Source organism: Kocuria dechangensis (genome assembly GCF_014636775.1).
Classification (GTDB): Bacteria; Actinomycetota; Actinomycetes; order Actinomycetales; family Micrococcaceae; genus Kocuria; species Kocuria dechangensis.
This window is the reverse complement of the sequence record NZ_BMEQ01000019.1, coordinates 23,447-40,856: the sequence shown is the minus strand read 5'-3', so window position 1 is coordinate 40,856 and position 17,410 is coordinate 23,447. Positions and strand designations below refer to the sequence as shown.

Annotated in this window: 19 protein-coding genes; 11 read left to right on the top strand and 8 right to left on the bottom strand. The window is 69.6% G+C overall.

What is annotated here, in order from left to right:
• Positions 1–136 precede the first annotated feature (136 nt).
• From IEW07_RS15080 to IEW07_RS15060, 5 genes are all read left to right on the top strand, one after another.
• Entirely contained in the window at positions 137–403 is a 267-nt protein-coding gene (locus tag IEW07_RS15080) for a hypothetical protein (RefSeq protein ID WP_188538692.1), read from the top strand.
• A 47-nt stretch (positions 404–450) separates the two neighbouring features.
• The gene (locus IEW07_RS15075; RefSeq protein WP_188538690.1) at positions 451–1,707 is read left to right on the top strand and encodes a DUF2201 family putative metallopeptidase; all 1,257 of its coding nucleotides are present in this window, start codon (positions 451–453) and stop codon (positions 1,705–1,707) included.
• On the top strand, positions 1,697–2,545 hold the full coding sequence (locus IEW07_RS15070; RefSeq protein ID WP_188538688.1) for an RNase H family protein: 849 nt from the start codon (positions 1,697–1,699) through the stop codon (positions 2,543–2,545). Before IEW07_RS15075 ends, IEW07_RS15070 begins: the two co-directional genes overlap by 11 nt.
• A gap of 212 nt (positions 2,546–2,757) precedes the next feature.
• A complete protein-coding gene (locus tag IEW07_RS15065; protein ID WP_188538687.1) occupies positions 2,758–3,927 on the top strand; it encodes an ATP-binding protein in 1,170 nt (389 codons plus the stop codon).
• A gap of 249 nt (positions 3,928–4,176) precedes the next feature.
• Entirely contained in the window at positions 4,177–4,722 is a 546-nt protein-coding gene (locus IEW07_RS15060) for a hypothetical protein (RefSeq protein ID WP_188538685.1), read from the top strand.
• Positions 4,723–5,057: 335 nt separating this feature from the next.
• Here IEW07_RS15060 and IEW07_RS15055 read toward each other — a convergent pair whose 3' ends face one another.
• The 3 genes from IEW07_RS15055 to IEW07_RS15045 all read right to left on the bottom strand — a co-directional run bounded on the left by IEW07_RS15055 (position 5,058) and on the right by IEW07_RS15045 (position 6,138).
• A complete protein-coding gene (locus IEW07_RS15055; protein ID WP_188538683.1) occupies positions 5,058–5,372 on the bottom strand; it encodes a hypothetical protein in 315 nt (104 codons plus the stop codon).
• Complete coding sequence (locus tag IEW07_RS15050) at positions 5,369–5,536, bottom strand: hypothetical protein (protein WP_188538681.1); 168 nt, start codon at positions 5,534–5,536, stop codon at positions 5,369–5,371. Before IEW07_RS15050 ends, IEW07_RS15055 begins: the two co-directional genes overlap by 4 nt.
• Before the next feature lie 212 nt (positions 5,537–5,748).
• Positions 5,749–6,138 (bottom strand): hypothetical protein, encoded by a 390-nt coding sequence (locus IEW07_RS15045; protein ID WP_188538679.1) that lies wholly within the window; start codon positions 6,136–6,138, stop codon positions 5,749–5,751.
• A gap of 210 nt (positions 6,139–6,348) precedes the next feature.
• Between IEW07_RS15045 and IEW07_RS15040 the strand changes: the two genes are divergently transcribed.
• The 4 genes from IEW07_RS15040 (at position 6,349) to IEW07_RS15025 (ending at position 9,569) form a co-directional block, all read left to right on the top strand.
• Positions 6,349–7,608, top strand: a complete 1,260-nt coding sequence (locus IEW07_RS15040; protein ID WP_188538677.1) for an HIRAN domain-containing protein — start codon at positions 6,349–6,351, stop codon at positions 7,606–7,608.
• 80 nt (positions 7,609–7,688) lie between these two features.
• Positions 7,689–8,189 (top strand): hypothetical protein, encoded by a 501-nt coding sequence (locus IEW07_RS15035; RefSeq protein ID WP_188538674.1) that lies wholly within the window; start codon positions 7,689–7,691, stop codon positions 8,187–8,189.
• A 91-nt stretch (positions 8,190–8,280) separates the two neighbouring features.
• Entirely contained in the window at positions 8,281–8,961 is a 681-nt protein-coding gene (locus IEW07_RS15030) for a hypothetical protein (RefSeq protein WP_188538672.1), read from the top strand.
• Complete coding sequence (locus IEW07_RS15025; protein ID WP_188538670.1) at positions 8,958–9,569, top strand: hypothetical protein; 612 nt, start codon at positions 8,958–8,960, stop codon at positions 9,567–9,569. The genes IEW07_RS15030 and IEW07_RS15025 overlap by 4 nt, the downstream gene beginning before the upstream one ends.
• Before the next feature lie 13 nt (positions 9,570–9,582).
• Here IEW07_RS15025 and IEW07_RS15020 read toward each other — a convergent pair whose 3' ends face one another.
• On the bottom strand, positions 9,583–10,161 hold the full coding sequence (locus IEW07_RS15020) for a GNAT family N-acetyltransferase (protein ID WP_188538668.1): 579 nt from the start codon (positions 10,159–10,161) through the stop codon (positions 9,583–9,585).
• A 171-nt stretch (positions 10,162–10,332) separates the two neighbouring features.
• Between IEW07_RS15020 and IEW07_RS15015 the strand changes: the two genes are divergently transcribed.
• Positions 10,333–10,755 carry a hypothetical protein gene (locus IEW07_RS15015; protein WP_188538666.1) on the top strand — a complete coding sequence of 141 codons (423 nt, stop codon included), beginning with the start codon at positions 10,333–10,335 and terminating at the stop codon, positions 10,753–10,755.
• Between the two features lie 1,305 nt (positions 10,756–12,060).
• Here the strand turns inward: IEW07_RS15015 and IEW07_RS15010 are convergent.
• Positions 12,061–12,900, bottom strand: a complete 840-nt coding sequence (locus IEW07_RS15010; protein ID WP_188538664.1) for a hypothetical protein — start codon at positions 12,898–12,900, stop codon at positions 12,061–12,063.
• 804 nt (positions 12,901–13,704) lie between these two features.
• On the opposite strand from IEW07_RS15010, the gene IEW07_RS15005 reads away from it, so the two are divergent.
• Positions 13,705–14,058: a tachylectin-related carbohydrate-binding protein gene (locus IEW07_RS15005; protein WP_188538662.1), complete on the top strand. Its 354-nt coding sequence runs from the start codon at positions 13,705–13,707 to the stop codon at positions 14,056–14,058.
• A 698-nt stretch (positions 14,059–14,756) separates the two neighbouring features.
• Here IEW07_RS15005 and IEW07_RS15000 read toward each other — a convergent pair.
• The 3 genes from IEW07_RS15000 to IEW07_RS21645 form a co-directional block, all read right to left on the bottom strand.
• Positions 14,757–15,419 (bottom strand): pentapeptide repeat-containing protein, encoded by a 663-nt coding sequence (locus tag IEW07_RS15000; RefSeq protein WP_188538660.1) that lies wholly within the window; start codon positions 15,417–15,419, stop codon positions 14,757–14,759.
• Positions 15,420–15,457: 38 nt separating this feature from the next.
• Positions 15,458–16,297: a hypothetical protein gene (locus IEW07_RS14995; RefSeq protein ID WP_188538658.1), complete on the bottom strand. Its 840-nt coding sequence runs from the start codon at positions 16,295–16,297 to the stop codon at positions 15,458–15,460.
• A 253-nt stretch (positions 16,298–16,550) separates the two neighbouring features.
• Positions 16,551–17,402 (bottom strand): VOC family protein, encoded by an 852-nt coding sequence (locus tag IEW07_RS21645; RefSeq protein ID WP_308738234.1) that lies wholly within the window; start codon positions 17,400–17,402, stop codon positions 16,551–16,553.
• Between the last annotated feature and the right edge of the window lie 8 nt (positions 17,403–17,410).

Below are 17,410 nucleotides of genomic sequence, written 5' to 3'. Positions count from 1 at the left end.
CCCGATCCACGGGGCGCCGGCCATTGCGGCCGGCGCCCCGTGGGCGTTTTCCGGTGCGGTGGATGTCCGCCCAAGAGGGGGCGGGTCGTCCGGGGCACCGTAGGAGGGGTGCGGGCGAGAATGGGGGCCCAGGTCCATGAGCCCCAGGCAGGTCACAATGCGCCACCTCTCCGTCGTCGCGGTGACCCTCGTGGTGGCCGGTGCGGGGCTGTGGCTGCTCGCCCCGACCGCGGTGGGCTCCTACGACTTGCAGCGGATGGGGTTGCTGGTGCTGTGGATCGGGGTGGGCTACCAGGGGTTCGTACTCATCGGTGAGGTGCTGCTGGAGCGGTGGTTCGGGCCCGTGACCACCGCGCGCGCACGGGCCCGGCTGGGCCGGCGACGGGGCGGGCAGGGCCGGTGAGCGTCGGTGTGCGCGAATTCTCCGGATGCTCCGCACACATGTCGGGTATGAAAACGATCGCTGATCTCACCGACACCCAACTGGACTCCTGGCGCGCGGGCATCAAGGCAGCCGTGGAGCGGATGCCCTACTTCGCCGACCTCATCTACAAGCTCACCCCGCTGATCTCCGACGACGTCGTGCACGTCTCGTCCGACACCGACTACCGGGTCTACATCGCAGCCGAGGCCCTGGAATCCGACGACGTGCTGCTGGGCGAGATGGTCCTGCACGCCGTTCACCACCTGTTCTCCGCCCACCACCAGATCACCGCCGACCTGGGGGTCCCGCACTCGCGGAAGGTGCTGTTCAACCTCGCCGCGGACCTGTTCGTCAACGACGAGCTGATCACCGCCGGGTGCGTGCGCATCGCCGAGCACTCCGTGCACCACTCCCACCTGGGCTTCGAGAAGCAGGAGTCCGTGCAGGCCTACTACCGTCTGCTCGTGGGCCGCTTCCGCGACGACGAGGGCCTGGGCGCCGAAGACGACGCCACCGGGTGCGGGTCGGTGGTCGGGCTGTCCGCCCCGTATGAGTACGACGGGGAGCTGGGGCACGAGGTCACCGAGGCGATGACCGAGGCGGAGATCGCCGAGATCGTGGCGACCACCGTCCAGAACATCCTCGACACCGACGGCGGCTGGGGCGTGGGCGTGGTCCCGGGTGGTCTGCTGGCCAGCGCGGCCGCGCGCAAGGAGGTCACCACCACCCCGTGGGAGAAGATCCTCGACGCCTACATGTCCACCGTGCTCTCCCGGGCCAAGGCCGCAGCCAAGGCCTCCTACAAGCGGATCAACCGCCGCCACCACTCCACCGTGACCGCCTCCGGGCGCAAGGTGATCAACCCGGGCAAGGCGGGCAAGTCCCTGACCGCGACCGTCTACATTGACCAGTCCGGGTCCATGGCCCAGGCCGAGATCAACATGGCGGTGGCCGAGTGCCACACCATCGCCGACCGGCGCGGGGTCACCCTGCAGGTCGCCTACGTGGACACCCGGGTGCACGAGCCGATCACCTACACCGGGCCCGAGTCCCTGCCGGTGGCCACTCCCAACGGCGGCACCGACATGATCGCGGCGATCACCCACGCCGAGGCCTCCGGCACCGCCCTGTGCATCGTCGCCACCGACGGCGGCACCCCGTGGCCGAGCGAGAAGCCGTCGGTGCCGGTGATCGTGGTCCTCACCCAGGCCGGGTGGCGTCTGCGCGAGTCGGTGCCGTCGTGGGCCAACGTCGTGCGCATGGACAGCCCCAATGGGCGCTGAACCGACCGGCGCCCTGCCCGCCCCTCCGTCCTCTCGCCCGGTGCGGCTGGACGAGGTGGCGGCCCTGCGCCGGGAGACCTACACCGTGCACATGCTCCACACCCACCTGCTGCACTGCTGGGCGGTGGTCGCCCCGGACGGCACCACCGTGGCCGGGCCCTCGGTGGCCACCCCGGCCCCGGACCGGGCGACCACGGTGCGCCAGGTCTTCGCCGGGCTCATCGCCGCCGGCTGGGACGGGGCGGCCCCGGTCTCGGTCGGGACCCGCGGGACCGGCAACATCCTCGCTGACGCCCCGGTTCCGGTGCCGGTGGTCGGCATCGCCGAGCCCTCCCGGCTGCGCCTGGCCGAGGACGCCATCGCGTCGGTGGCGAAGGCGCTGATCGGGGACGTGACCATCTCCACCGACGCCTCCCTGCCCCGCGGCGGGGGTCCGGCCGGGCTGGGGTACTCGATCACCTCCGACGGGCCGCTCGGGCTAAACATCGTCGGGGCCACCACGTGCCCGGTCGCTGGTGTGGACCGGGCGAGGACCGCGGAGCTGGAGGCGATCCGGGCCGGGATCGGCCGCGCCAAGTGCGAGCTCGGGCTCTTCTGGGCCCCGGCCCACCTGGTCATCGAGTCGGACTCGGCCTTCGCCCTGTCCTACCTGGTGCGCACCCGGGCCGGTCGGGCGCCGGTGCGCGGTGACGTGTGCTGCGACAAGGTCGCGGCCCGGATCCTGGAGCTGGTGGAGGGCACGCCGACGGCCTTCACCCGGGTCTGGGGCCACTCCGGGGTTGCGGCCAACGAGATCGCCGACCGCGCCTCGCGTCTGGCACGGCGCCACGCCCAGTAAAAGCTGCCGGCTGCCCTGACCACCGAGCTGGCCGCGGCGATGGCCGAGGAACTGACCGGGGAGCTGCTGGCGATGCCGGCCTGAGCAGTACTCGAGGCGCAACCGGTGCGACCCGATGGTGCGGAGACCCCTGTGGTGTGAAACCTCGGGGGTCTCCGCACACATGGAAGGCATCAGGAAGATCCCCTCTCGAGCCCCACCAGGACCACCCCATGACCGCCACCGCCTCCCGCCGCCGCCACCGCCCCGGGCTCGCCGCCCACGACTCCCACCACGAGCTCACCTGGGCCGGTGTCCTGGCGTGCGTGCGCGCCAAGGTGCCGGTGATGCTGTGGGGCGCGCCGGGCATCGGAAAGTCCTCCCAGATCGAGGGCCTGGCCGCGCAGGTGCCGTTCGTGGACCACGTGGAGTCCACCTCGGTGGCCAATCGTGAGAACGTGGACTTCAACGGGGTGATGAGCATCAACGAGGACGGGATCGCCACCTACTCGGCCTTCGACTGGGTCCGCGGTCTGCAGGAGGCGAAGTCCCCGCTGTGGTTCATCGACGAGGTCACCACCGGGGCCGAGGACGTGCAGAAGGCGCTGCTGCGCCCGATCCAGGAGCGCTATATCGGCTCCTCCAAGATCAGCGAGGACGTCGCGATCGTCCTGGCGGGCAACGACCCGGCTGATGCGGCCGACGGTACCTACCTCGCCCCGCCGCTGGCCAACCGGGTCGGGCACTTCGAGGTCAAGCTCGACCGCACCGGCTGGCTCCAGGGCCTGGCCGACGGCTTCTCCGCCCCGGCCCTGCCCGCCGCGGTGGCCGACTTCCACCCCGACCCGGAGGTCAACTACAAGCGCGCGGCCTACTTCGTCACCGGCTACCTCTACGGCAACCAGCACTTCATCAACCCCGACCGCCCCACCGACCCGGAGAAGGCCTCCAAGGCGTGGGCATCGGGGCGGTCCTGGCACAACCTCACCAAGGTCTTGTCCCAGCTGGAGCTGGTGCCGGAGAACGTCACGCTGATCACCGCGATCTCCAAGGCGTTCGTCGGGGACCAGATCGGGGCCGCGTTCGGCGGCTACATCACCGCCGCGATGGTCTACGACGTCCACGAGGTCCTCACCGGCGCTCAGCAGGTCTCCTGGCGCGAGGAGTCCGACAGCGTCCTGTTCGCGCTGATCTCCTCGGTGGCCGCCTTCGGCCTGGACGGGTCCGTGGAGGGCTGGGAGCAGGCCGAGGAAGTGATGATCGAGGCCGCCGCCAACGGGCGCGGGGACCTGGCGGTCGTGGGCATCCGCAAGCTCTACAACAACATGCCCTCCGGGGCGCGGATCCACGACGACTCGCCCCAGTACTTCGTGGACACCTCCACCGGCATCGTCCTCAAGTAGCCCGCACCCGGCACCGCACGAAGACGCCCCCCGCGCACGGTCGTGGGGGCTTCTTCGTGCGCTGTGACCAGCAGGAACGCACGAATGCTAAGTGAACTGTTGATGATTTTGTATGTATCTGCAATGCTGGTTCACGTCGTCGAGAAGACGGCTCCGCGTCTCAACGAGACGGCCCCGGCGGTCCCCCTTTCCCGCCGGTGCCGGGGACCGGACCACCAACCCAACCCCCGAGAAGGAATGGTGCGAAACATGAAGCTCGTCCACAAGACTCTGTCGGCCTCCGCGATCGCCGCCCTGGCCCTGGGAGCCGGCGCCGGTACGGCCAACGCCGCCCCCGAGACCGAGGCCGCCGACACCTCCGTCGCCGCCGCCGCTCAGACCAAGGCCGCGGGGGAGTCCAACCGCGAGGCCGCCCACGCCCACGCTCCCGGCCAGCAGAAGGAGAAGCCGGTCGAGGAGACCCCGGAGGCCGAGGCCCCCGAGGTGGAGGAGCCTGAGGCTCCCGAGACCGAGACCCCGGAGGTCCCCGAGGCGCCTGACACCGAGGAGCCCGTCGTGGAGACCCCCGAGACCCCGGAGGCCCCCGTGGCCGAGGAGCCGGTGGTGGAGACCCCCGAGGCACCCGAGACCCCTGTCGTTGACGAACCGATCGTTGACGCCCCGGTGGTGGACGCCCCGGTCGTGGATGGTCCCGTGACCGAGGAGCCGGTGGTCGACGACGGGTCGATCATCGTGGAGATCACCCCGGTCGACGGCACGACCGGCGAGGACCCGGCCGCGTTGCCGACCCCGTAAGCCCCGCCAGTCCCCCCACTGGTGGTCGCCCATCCCCCCTGGGCGTACAGCAGCCCCCGCGTGGTCATTCCGCGGGGCTGCTGTACGCCGTCCCGGGCGCATGATGCGCCGGCAGAGGAGTGCTGGCACGAGAACGCTGAGCAGCGCCCCGCTGGCCAGCGCGGCCAGGTAGACCAGACTGGTGTGCCGGCCGGCCGTGGGCAGGATGCCGCTGGTGGCCTCGAGGTAGAGGGCCAGCAGAAAACCGAGCGTACTGCCGATGCTGACCAGGGTCAGCATCGTACAGACAACGATCCGGAGCACGAGGTGGCGACGCTGCGGCCGTGGTGGGGCAGTCACGAGCCCAGTATCGCCATCACTGGCAGGCTGATCAGCAGCAGACCGGCCAGCATCGCCACGGCGACCAGGGCCCGTTGCCGCCCGGTCCGCAGGAGGCGGGCGGTCACCAGGGCAGGGATCCCGATCCCCGTCACGACCCCGGACAGCATGAGCAGCGTGTAGCCGGCAGGCACCTGGGGCCGTTCGCCGAAGAAGCTCAGGTTCGCCAAGAACAGGGCCACCAGACACCCCGTCGCGGCCCCGGCGCCGATGAGCCCCAGGGCGGCGCAGGCGGCGACCCGCAGCGCGGTGCGTCCCCCGGTGGGGCTCACCAGTAGTTCTTGCCGTCGGTTTTCGACGGAGCGACCTGCCGGCCGGTGCGGGCCCCGGAACGGTAAGTCGTGTCAGCGGTGACCCGGCCCTTGTTCGCCCAGTACTCGCGCTCCATCGCGGCGAAGTCGAACCGCTCTTCTCCGGTTCCCCCGCCAGAGCTCATGCCTGCAGCCTTCTTCCGCGACGCGGCGATCTGCTGCGGCGTCCTCTTCCGCTTCGTGCCCACCCGGGGTGCTCCTTCTGATCGATGACTCGCTCCTGCTCTCAGGGTAGAGCCGCGCTTCGACGCGCCAGGGGTGGGTTCTGGGCTATGGACGCGCGAGAACACCCCGCTGCCGATCGGCTGTGGGGGCTCTCGGTGGGGGAGGTGACGGGTCAGCCGTGGAAGGGGTCTACCCGGCACACCCATCCGTCGCGGCCAGCCTGCATCGGAGCGCCGTGGCATTCCGGGACCTCCCCGGTGTAGGCCGGTGCCGGGGCGGGGGCGTGCAGGTCCTGCCACGGCGCCAGCAGGGCGGAGCAGGAGCCGAAGACCACCGAGTAGGTGGCCACGTCGTGCACGGCCAGCCAGTCCAGCCACTCGGTCTTGGTCTCCACCCCGGGGATCGGGGAGCCAGACGAACCGATCGGCCCGCCCTCGGTGACCCAGTGGAAGTCGGTGCCGGCGTCGTTGTAGACCCGCCGCATCTCCATTCCGCACACCGCACACGAGGCGCCGGCGTCCGTCGGCAGCGGGACAGTGGTGGTGTCAGGGGCCAGGCTCATAGGGTGCTCCTTCGAGAAGGGAGGACCACGCATCCTCCGGTGCCACCCATGTGTGCGGAGCCCGACCCAACCTCGCGTGCTGGCCCGAAGGCGGGACATGACCAGGACCCGGGGCGGACCCCTCGCACTGTCGTCACACTGGTTCGTTAGGTTGGGTGCTGTCACGGTCGGCGCTCGTGCGCTGCCTCCCCCCGACATCAGAGGACCCCCATGAAGAATCTCCTCGCAGCCCTTCTCCGGCCGACACCTGCCAGCGAACCCGACGCCGCGGAGGTGGCCGCGCTGCTGGGGCGTGAGGACGTGGAGGTCTCCGGGGAGCACTACTACGGGGACGCCCTGGGCCGGGCGATGACCTCCCGCGGCGCCGCCCTGGGCGGTGTGCGCAACGTGGTCACCGAGCTGATCCGGGAACTCCGCAACGACCACGACCGCAACGCCGTCGTGGTGCGTCTGGACGGGGCGAAGGTCGGCTACGTCCCGGCAGACACGGCTCGCCGCCTGGGCCCGGCGATGGACAAGGCGGGGTACGCCAAGAGACCGCTGGCAGTCCCGGCGCGACTCTGGGCCCGGAGGGACGCAGGAGAGTGGTCCGCCCGGGTGACGCTGTCGCCGACCGGGGCGCGGGAAGAGGAGTGGAACTACGTCGAACAGCTCGACGTCGACCCACGCCGACCTGCGACAGTGGGGGAACGGTTGACCGACGCCGCCCGCTACCGCCAGTACCAGGCGGCCGAGCAGGCCGGACTCGTCCACGGCCAGCAGATCAAGGACCACCAGCCCACCGTCGTGGAGCACCGTTTGGCCCAGCGCTGGGCCGAGGGGATCGGTCTAGCGCTGGAGTGCCGCGCCGCGGCCGAACGAGTAGCTGCGATCTACGGCATGAGACCGGATGCCTGGCCCACCGAGGAACTCGCACGCCTGCACCGCGGCAAGGGTGACGCCGCCGGAGAGGTCCAGGCACTCGAGCACTACATGGCATCCTGCGGCCACGATCAGCCCACATCGGCCCTCACCAAGAGGCTCGAGGTGGCCCGCCGCCGGCGCGAAGCCCCAGCGGCACCACCGAAGCAGCCGGCCCGGAAGCCTGCCGCCCCCACCACGGCCCCGACGCCCAGCCCGCACATCACCGACGCGGTGCTCCAGGACCTCGCTCGCCCCACCCCCGACCGCACACAGGGCAGGGTCCGGGGGCGCCACTACACGGAGTGGGTGGAGCAGGTGCAGCAGTTCAAGCGCGACGGACAGAACGAGAATGCGCTCGCCCTGCTGCTGGAGTGCGTCGCCGCCACACTCCACGACGAAGACCTCAGCGGAGCCGCACCCTGGTACACCGAGCAGGCAGCCATCGTCCTGCGCAAGCTCGGGGACCTGGACGGTGAGATCAAGATCCTGGAGCACCACCTGTCCCATGATCCGCATCCTCGTCCAAAGCTGCGCGAACGCCTGGCCAAGGCCCGAGCACGGTCGTAGCCGCGCAACCGCCCGGCCACGACCGCCGCTGTCTCCGCACACATGGAAGCCATCACCGCTTCCCTGCAAGGAGAAACCACATGGCACTCACCCGCACCGATCCCCGCACCACCCGGATCACCGACCCGGTAGCCGCGGCCAACCTGGCACCGGGCACCTGGGGCTACGTCGCCGACCGCACCGGCCGCGCCGTCGTGCGCTACGGATCCGTGTCCACTCTCGCCCCGGAGACCCGCGTCTTCCCGGAGTACCCCCGCACTGAGTGCGGCTTCCAGTTGCACCGTGATGCCGACGGCACCTACACAGCCCGCTACTTCGGACCACCCCCGGTCTTCGCCGCCCTCGGGGAGCTGCCCGCCAATCGGGCCCCGGTCCGGCTGGCCGGTCTCGAGACGATCGGCGCTCTGGAATCCGCCCGCACCGTCGCTGCCGAAGCCCGACGCACCGGGGAGATGCCCCTCATCGCCGCTCGGGCTGCCGGCTACGCCCTCGACACCCTGTGCTGGTGGACTGCCGAGACCCTGGAGAAGCTCGCCTCCGGGCTGGAGGCCCCGGCGCAGAAGGCCAAGCCCACCCGCTGACCATGCGCTCGCCAGGAGGGCGTGGGGACGCCAGGATGCTCCGCACACATGGAGGCCGTCCCCGACTTTCCGAGCCGCCAGGAGCGCCCCCATGTATCGATCCGCCACCGAGACCCAGACCGCCGCAGAGTTCGCCGCCGACACCGCCGGGCACCGGCTGGAGGTCCTGCACGAGGAAGGGCTCTACCGGCACCTGCACTGCTCGGCTGGTGGGCGGATCGCCCAGTCCTTCTCGATCATCACCGCCCCCGGAGTGCTGACCTTCACCGGGGACCGCGGCCACTACGTCTTCGCCGGCCACCGGGACATGCTCGCCTGCTTCGACGACGAATCGGTCAACGTCTCCTACTGGGTGGAGCGGTTCAAGGCCTGCGACATCGCCCGCCCGCTGCGGGAGTTCTCCGCCGAGGCACTCGCGCAGTCCCTGGAGGATGCCATCGCCGGTGACGACGAGATCGACGAGGACACCGCCGCGGCCGCGCGCGCCGAGATCCTGGGTGCCGCCGACGCCCAGGACGCCCAGGAACGGGCAGAGGACTTCACCTGCAACGGGGCCACGGCGTTCCCCGACGTCTGGGAATGGGACCACGAGGACTACACGCCCGACACCTACTGGTGCCGTTACGCGCTGCAGTGGGCAGTGGCCCGCTACCGCGCCCACCAGGTGCATGGAGCAGGAGCTGGCAGAGATCGCCGCCGAACGCTTCGGTATCCACGCCGCCGCGACTACTGCCGCCTGTCTGCACGACCGCGCGGCCAAGGCCGTCCGTGACGGAGACGCAGGCGCCCAGCTGGACCACCTCTCCCGCCTGGCGGGCCGCCCGGGCGGTCTATTCTACGACGGACACCCGCACCGGGGCGGAGCTGCGCGCCGCGGCGGCCAACGCGGTGCAGTGGGGCAACCGGCGGATGCCGACGATGCGCCGCCAGGCGATCGGACCCTCCTACCTCCCGGCCAAGGCCGAGGACCCTGCGCTGGTTTTGGCGGTGGCCGTCGAGCAGCTGGGCCGGCAAGCCGCCCTCGCCCTGCGCCAGCGCGTCGCACCGAAACCGCACAGACTGGTGCTCGAAGACGATCCGCTACCGCGGGTCACCGCCACCGGCAAGCAGATCCGCACCGTGAGCCCCACTTGGGTCGAACCGGTCTCCGGCTACGGCGCCGACCTCGTGCTGGGGCGGATGGAGAGCTCCTACACCCGCCAGGTGGAAGGCCCGCGCTCGCGGGCGGCGACCACGGTGCGGGAGTTCTACCGGCGGGCTCCGGGCCCCGCCAGGTCCGCGGCGAAGACGGTGAAGGTCAGCTCCCGCCGGCGCAAGGGCACCGGCCCGGACACCAACGCCGCGGCCGTCACCCGGGTCTCGGGACACCGCACGATGTAGCGCTGAGGGACGCTCAGGCGGCCACCGGAACGCGAGCCGGCACAGGCCGAGCGGCAGGCTCGGCCCGCAGGGCAGCGGGGACGAAGCTGTAGGGCTGAGCCGGGCGTAGCGGAGCGGCCATCAGTGACGGGACCCGCCGGCGACGCCCCGGGAGGGGCTCGACCAGGCGCAGGCCGGCGCGCTCGCACAGAGCGGCCATACCGGGAGTGATGCGCCCGCCGCCGAACTCGGCCGGGTGCATCATCACCCAGGTGGAGCCGGCGGCCGCCGAGCGGCGGAAGAAGTCTCGCAGCAGCGCCGCCCCGAGCCCGTGGTGCTGGGCGCGTGGGTGAACGGCGAGAGTGTGCACGAAGCTCACCGTCCAGTCCTCCGGCGGCTGGCCGATCATCTGGCACTGCAGCCACGCCTGAGAGTCGTGGGCCCCGGAGTAGTAGCCCCAGACCCGCCCCTCGACCACGGCCACGGTGTACTCGCCCACCTCGTCGGGGAAGACCAACTCGGAGGGCAGGGAGCGCCACACCCAGTGCTCCTCGATCTGTGCGAGGGCGGCGTAGTCGGTGGCTACCGCGGCACGGACCTCAACGTCAACCATGGGGCGAGGATAGGTGCAGGAAGCCAGGAACTCGCAGGGATCCGCACGCACTCCCGTGCTAGTGACGGGCGTATGCGCATCTGGTGGGCTTTTGGCACCGGGATCCAGGGTGGGATGGCCCGAAGGCCCTGTTCTAGCGGTGTCGGGGAGGACAGGGGGAAGATGGGGGACATGACCACGCCGACCGCCACGCCCGGGCTGGGGGGCTACCGCGAGTCGGTGACCCTCGAGTTCTCGCGCCTGGCGGCCTCGCTGCGGATCTGCCTGGGTGCCCAGCTGGTCGCCTACCTGGGTGGGGTGGGGGAGACGCGGGCGGTGCGGCAGTGGGCCACCGGCCGGCGCCGGCCCTCCCAGGTCGTGGAGCAACGGCTGCGCCTGGCCTACCAGGTCGCCGGGGTGATCACCGAGGCGACCAGCTCCCCGTCGGCGCTGCAGGCGTGGTTTCAGGGAGCCAACCCGGCGCTGGGGGACCGGTCTCCGGCGCGGATGCTGCGCGACTACCCAGTGGATGAGGTCAGCGTCGTGGTGCTCGCCGCCGCCAGGGCGTTCGTTGCCACCGCCCGCTGTAGCAGCATGCCATCCCAGGGAGCATGATCCAGCGCGAAAATACTGCTTAGTGCGGGGGGCCGTAGGGACGCCAATCAGGCCTTAGCGCGGATTCGGCGGGTAGAAGATGACCTTGATGTTGTCCTGAAAGGGTTAACTTCTTGTGAGTCGCCGACGAGTTGCTCAAGCGACTCGTTCGTTCGCACGGGCTGATGGAACGTCCGTAGGATCTCTTCAATGTCATCGAGGGTGAACCACACCGAGTTTTTGGGACCAAGGTGAAAAGGGATCTTCCCCTCGCGAGCCATCTTACGCAGAGTGGATTCGGGAAGCATGCGAATGGCAGCAGCAACTTCCTGCGGTTTGAATACCCGAAAGTGGTCAGGGAGCTGGCTCATAATTTAAACATCCGTCGCTCTTCGGAGCTGACGACATCGTCCTTTCCAATCCATTGGCTATTGCTCTCGACTGAGTATTGCCTCCACCCCATGGTTTATCCTTCCAGGGTGCTTTGTGGGATACCGCCGCGACATTCAACGGTTGATGGACGCCATGGGCAGTACTTGCTGGCTTTCACTGTAGCCAGGTTCCGCATTCTGAAAGGCACACGGGCATCCTGGAGAGGCGTGGAGCTGGCCTGCTGGGCGTGCCGGAGACGGCAGCAGCGAGCTCGATTGAGCGGCGAGGCCTAATGACTGACGAGACTATGGTCTGGCGGTCGGCAGTGTCTCAATTTTCTTCTTCAGTGGAGTGAGATGGCCGGGCAATCAGACCTTCGCCTTTTGCGATCTGACAGTACCGCTCCGAAAGCGCCATCGCCCTGCTCGGCTACGCGTCGATGGCTAGCACAGGCGTTGCACGATCTGGCGGCGACTCATTTGCTGGTTCAGCGGGGAACCTGCTGACGCGCCCCGGGGTGGGACATTATGGACTCAGGCATGAAACCAGAGGGTCCTCAACCGGCGTTGACGGCGTCAACGCTGGGCAGGGTTGGAAGTGCGGCGTACTCATGGGTTCTCGCGAGTTCTGGGGGAGGTCGGTCTTATCTTGACCTGTGCGGTGGTTTTCAAGTCCCCCCTCGCGCACAGAGAACGGCCTTGTGAGGCCGGACGACGGAAGCCCCGTCGTCGACAGGAGAACGAATCCTGTTGACGACGGGGCTTTTGTCGTTCTGCCGGCGGACAGCAGAGGGCGGTCTCGCGGACGGGGCGATGATCTGGGCCGTGCTGTGGCGCGACCTGGACACGGACACCCACCCGTCCCGGCCTGGTGCAACGTCCTGGAGACGGCGGCCAAGACGCGCAAGAACATCCATGCCGTGCTGTCAGCGGATGGCATAGCGCGCCGTGGTGCTCAGGTGTCGGTGTGGAGGTGGCGTTGGAGCCACAGGGTCAGCCACAGCTTCAGCCAGATGTCTTCCCAGCCCGGGGCATCGACCACCAGTGCGGCGGATCCGTAGCGGTGGACAGAGGCGACGCCGTCGTGGTCGGTGAGTTCGGCGACCATCCGATCCAGCAGCTCCGCGTGGTTCTCGGGCAGGTCGGCGCGCAGTCCGACGTCGTAGCAGCCGACCTCGGCGACCACCGTCACCAGCGGGTCCTCCGCTTTGTCGGCGACCGGGCCTTCACCGCGCAGCGCTGCGATGGTGCGCCGGGTATGGGCGTGCATCTCGGTGCCGTTCATCGGGTCGCGGCCGTGGGCGGAGCAGTAGGCGCTGTAGAGCGGGATGCCGGGCAGGAAGATCTGGTGGTGGGAGGTGGCCAGCACTGGGTAGTTGAGCATCGGATAGTCGTCGAGACGGTGCTCTCCGACGAACCACTGGGTGCTGGGGATCGCGGTGGTGATGACCTGGGCGAGGTAGGAGGTGAATCCGTCCACCAGGGCCAGCGTCCGGGCGGGCGGGCGGGGATCCACCAGCATCGCGTGGCGGGCCCAGCTGGGCCAGGCGGGGCTGGTCGAGTCCTCGGCCAGCGGCCGGGGGGCGAGGCCGAACTCGTCGGCTTGGGTGGTGATCCACTCCCACATCGGGCCGACCGACGCGGGAGTGCCGTTGAGCATGGCATCAGGGTTCAGCCCGTGTGCGGCCATGGTGGAATGCAGCTGCCCCAGCGCCGGGGATCGTTCGGCGATGAACTCGTCCAGGGCGTCAGCGGCCTGGGAGGCGACCATGTCCTCGTACAGCAACTTCCCCATGAATGGGACTGTACCTGGAGCCGGCGCGGCCGGGAGTCGTCGCCGGTGGTCAGCGCGGGCTCGACGGCGCAGGCACAGGCATGTGCTCAAGGGACACGGGCATCCCTCATGCCTGCCTTTGGAGGGGCCGGTACGTCAGTGGGGTCTGGATGTTCTGGATGCGCGGCCTGCCGGAGATCAGTGGCGGGCATGGGTGGTCTCGTCCTGGAGATCCTCGAGCACCCACTCCGAGAGCTGCCCGGCCGGGAGGACGACCGTGGCGTCTGGAGGACCCTGCATTACCGGAAGCGACAGGGGATCCTGGGTGGCCTCGGCATCGTAGGCGGCCAGTGCTGCGGCGTAGCCGGCGGCCGGTTGGGTCGCCCAGGGCCGGTGGTCGGCGCAGCAGGGGTGCAGCCCGACAGCCAGAGCCCCGGGGGCAGAGGGATCGTTCCTTCTTCCTGTTCACAGTTCAAGGGTCGTCGCTGCCGGGACTGGTCCGCACCGCCGTTGCTGAGCAGGCCCCGACGGCGATGTTCCAGGGCAGGCCCTGAGCCGATAACCATGGAAGCAAGTTGAGCAACCTGACGACAAGAAGGCATCCCCGGCCGGGGTGGTGCAGCGCTTCAGCGGCGAGGCGGCTCCGAGGCCGGCCGTTGGTTCCGCTCGATTAGTCATGCGGGGGTAACGGATGCGGTGTGACAGTGGCCGGAGGGTCGTTTCTGGTTTCTGGGCGTTCCCGGGACAAGGCTGCGGCTTCCGACGGCATGACATACCAGTGAGGACGGTCATCAGGGCTGCCCTCCCGGAGTCCAGGAGCGCGTGATGACCGAGCACTACGATGTGGAAACGCTGGCTTCGACGGGCACCTCGGTGGTGGTGTCCCGGCGTGGTTTGCTGACGGCCGGTGCGGCGTTGGCCTCGCTCACCGCGGTCGGGGCCGTGCCCGCAGCGGTTGCCGCTGCGGCTGACCCGCCGGGGGTGATCTATGCGATCAACCGCAGTTCGAAGGATCTGATCTGGTACCGGCACGAGGGGCGCAACAACGGCACGGGGAGCTGGGCGAACAACGGGCGGGGGCGGCGGGTCGGCACCGGCTGGGACTTCGAGCACGTGTTCTGGACCGTGCCCAGGCCTCACCCGCCTCGAGCCTCTCCCCGCAGGGACTCCCTGCGATGAACAGTTGAGGGCACGGCCATTGAGCATGCTTGCCGGTGGCCGAGGACCCGCCAGGTCCGGTCGCTCCTCTCCGGGGCGATGACTCCGCCCACGGGGCTCCAGGGCGGTGGAGCCTCGCCATGGTGACTGCGGTCGGTAGCAGGAACAAGGGCGGATGAGGGGTAGCTTGTGCCTCATCTGGATGTCCTGCCGCTCAGGAGACGGACAGACACTCCTCGGGGCGCAGGTCTCGGGCGTCGAGGAGGCGGGCAGCAGACGCCTGGCCGCGTGCGCCTGCTTCATCGCGCATTGCTGACACCGGAGGCGGCGGTGAGCAGGTGCCCCTGCTCCGTCACGGGGAGGCGACGCCGGCCATGATGAAACGCTGACTCATGGCCGTGGGAGACGGCGGCCGGTTCTTGTACTGGTTGTAGCCAGTGCTCCTCACGCTCACCAAGGCGGATCCGTTTCTTCGCTTTCGCCGGCTCCGCCGATTCGTGGGTGGTGCGGCCGGGCCGTTAGCCACGGTCGATCTGGTCCCGACGAGGCCACCGAGCCATGGCTCGGGGACACCGAGCTGTAGCCCGTGGAACCTGGTGACGGCTGCTCCGCCGGCCTCGCCGCGCCTTCCGTGGCCGAAGGTCGTTCCGTCTGCCGCGCTGGACAGACCCTGCTGCGCGTGTTGCAGAGGATGACGCGCTACCGCGCATCCCGCAGCATCAGTCCTCCACGTAGAGGCCCAGGTGCTCGGCCAGCGCGGGGGCCAGCAGCTGCAGCTGGAGGTGGTTGATCGCCACCCCGCGCAGGTGGGCCAGCCCGGTGATGTCGGGCAGGTCCACCGCGCGCAGGTCGACGTCGTGCAGGGTGGCGCCGGTGACGTCGAGGACGCCCAGCTCGGTGCCGGTGAAGCAGAGACGGTCCACGGCCGCGCCGGTGAGGTCCAGCTCCTCGACGACGCAGTCGGTGAACTGCACGTCGCGCACGGTGGCTCCGCGCAGGTTCACGTAGCCGAGCTTGGCGTTGCGGATCTCCACGGTGTCCCAGGCGCCCTCGATGCACTGGAGCACGCCGAGCCGGGAGTCCTCGAGCGCGACGTGGCGCAGTGTCGCGTAGGTGGCCGAGACGGTGGGGATGTCCAGGCGGGTGAGCTGGGAGTCGGTGAGCCGGGCGCTGGTGAGCTCCAGCTCGATGGTGTTCAGGTGCTCGAAGGAGCAGTCGGTGAGACCCATGGCGGTGAGGTCCACCCCGGTGAGGTCGTCGCCGGTGAAGCGCAGCGCCTCGTAGGTGCCGTGGGCCAGCAGCGTGTCGGCGTCACCGTCGGTGAGCTCGGGCAGCTGGAGGGCGCGCAGGGCCGGGGGAGCGGGGGCGTTCCGTCGGGACATGGGTTCCACGGTAGTCGCGCGCGGGGCGGGAAGAACACTCAGCGGATGAACGGACTGTTGGCCTTCATCCAGATGATCAGCCACCGCTCCAGCTCATCGGCGTGCCAGGACGGGGCGTCCACCTGCAGCGCATCCGGAGCGCTCCTGTGCGCCGAGACGATCCCGTCCAGGCCTGCGAGCTCGCGTGCCATGCGGTCGACCAGGTCGGGGCTGCGATCGGCGATGACCGGATGCACACCGATGTCGAAGCACTCGGGCTCGGCCACGACCACCACGAGGGAGTCCTGCGACTCGAGAACCGCCGTCGGCCTCAGCCCCAGATCGACGATGGCACCGGCCGCGTACTCCTCCAGCTCGGTCGCGTGCAGCGATCTCTCCCCGCGCCTGAGCCGCATCATCCCTCCCATCGGCAGGGTCGGCACGAAGACCTGGCGGCCGTGGCCGATGAGCACCGGGTGGTGGTGCAGATGGTGGTGCGAGTCCTCCGGGGAGCCCAAACCCCACCGGACGTTCGGGGCCCCGGTGATGATGACGAGGGCGAGGTAGGAGACCAGCCCGTCAACCAGCACGATCATCGTCGAGGACGGCACCTTCACGCCGGTCACGGCGTGCCGTGCCCACGACGGCCACTGCTCCCGCGGCACCGCCTGGGTGCTTGTGGCAGGGTCGAGTGCGAACTCCGCGCGGCGGCCGGCGATCCAGTTCCACAGCGGCGTCAGGGAGGACGGGAAGCCGTCGAGCATCGCATCCGGGTCCACCCCGTGGGTGGTGAGCTCGGTGCGCAGAAGGCCCAGGGCGGCGGGGCGTTCAGTGAGGAACTCCTCGAGGGCTGCGGTGGCTTGCTCGACAGGCATCAGCCGGTAGTGGGTGAAAGGCATTGCGGAGTCCTCTGGGAGAACGGACTCAGTCTCGTCGATCGCCCGGAGGGTCTGGGATGGGTCGCGTGACTCCAGCGTGGATGGGTCGGCGCCGGTGGACGAATGCATGCGAGCTGCAGGTCGCTGAACACCCGACGTGCCGCGGCCTGAAGGGCGTGGGGACTTCGCGGTCAGCCGGTGCATGACGGGACGGGCAGCACCTTGAGGCAGCGCCGGCAGCGGATCGAGACGATGGGGAACAGAGCGGCTCGCGTCAGCCTATCTGTTCGGCCAGGGCGACGATGATGCCCGCGGGGCCGCGCAGGTAGCACAGCCGGAAGGTGTTCTCGTACTGGGCCACCTCGCCGAGGAGCTCGGCGCCGTGGGGGCGCAGGCGGGCGATCGTGTCGTCGATGTCGTCCACGGCGAACATGACCCGATGCAGGCCCACCGTGTTGGGCGGCGGGTTCTGCGGTTGGGCTGCGATCGCTGCAGGGGTGTGGTACTGGGTCAGCTCCAGCCTGCCGTGGCCGTCGGGGGTCCGCATCATCGCGATGTCGGTGCGGACGCCGTCGAGTCCGACGGTGCGGTCGGCGTAGAGGCCTTCGATCTGGGCCTTGCCTTCCAGCTCCATGCCGAGCTCGGTGAAGAATGCGACGGCGGCATCCAGGTCCTCGACGACGATGGCGACGTTGTCCATCCGCTGAATGGTCATGCTCCCCGAAGCTAGACCCTTGCGTCGTCGGATGCCACCCTCGGCGAGGCGACGAAGTGACCTGCCGGCCCAATGACGTGGATCCCAGCCCTGACGCAGAGGTCGTGTGCATCGCAGCTCGCTGAGGTGGCCGAGCCGGCAGGGCCTGGTCAGGATCGGAAAGCGCTGTGCCGGGCGATCAGCTGGTGGTGGTTCATGTCTCCCATGGCAGGCGCGGCCATGGGCGGACTGGTAGGCGCTGTGGAGCGGGACGGCCGGCAGGAAGATCTGGTCCTGGTCCGACTCCGGCACCGGGTAGCCGAACAGCGGGTGGTCGGCAACCAGGTGTTCACCGACCCGCCGGGTGGCCGCCGGTGCCGCCGCACCGATGACCTGACCGAGGTAGGCGGCGAAGCCGTCGACCAGGGTCACGGAGGCCG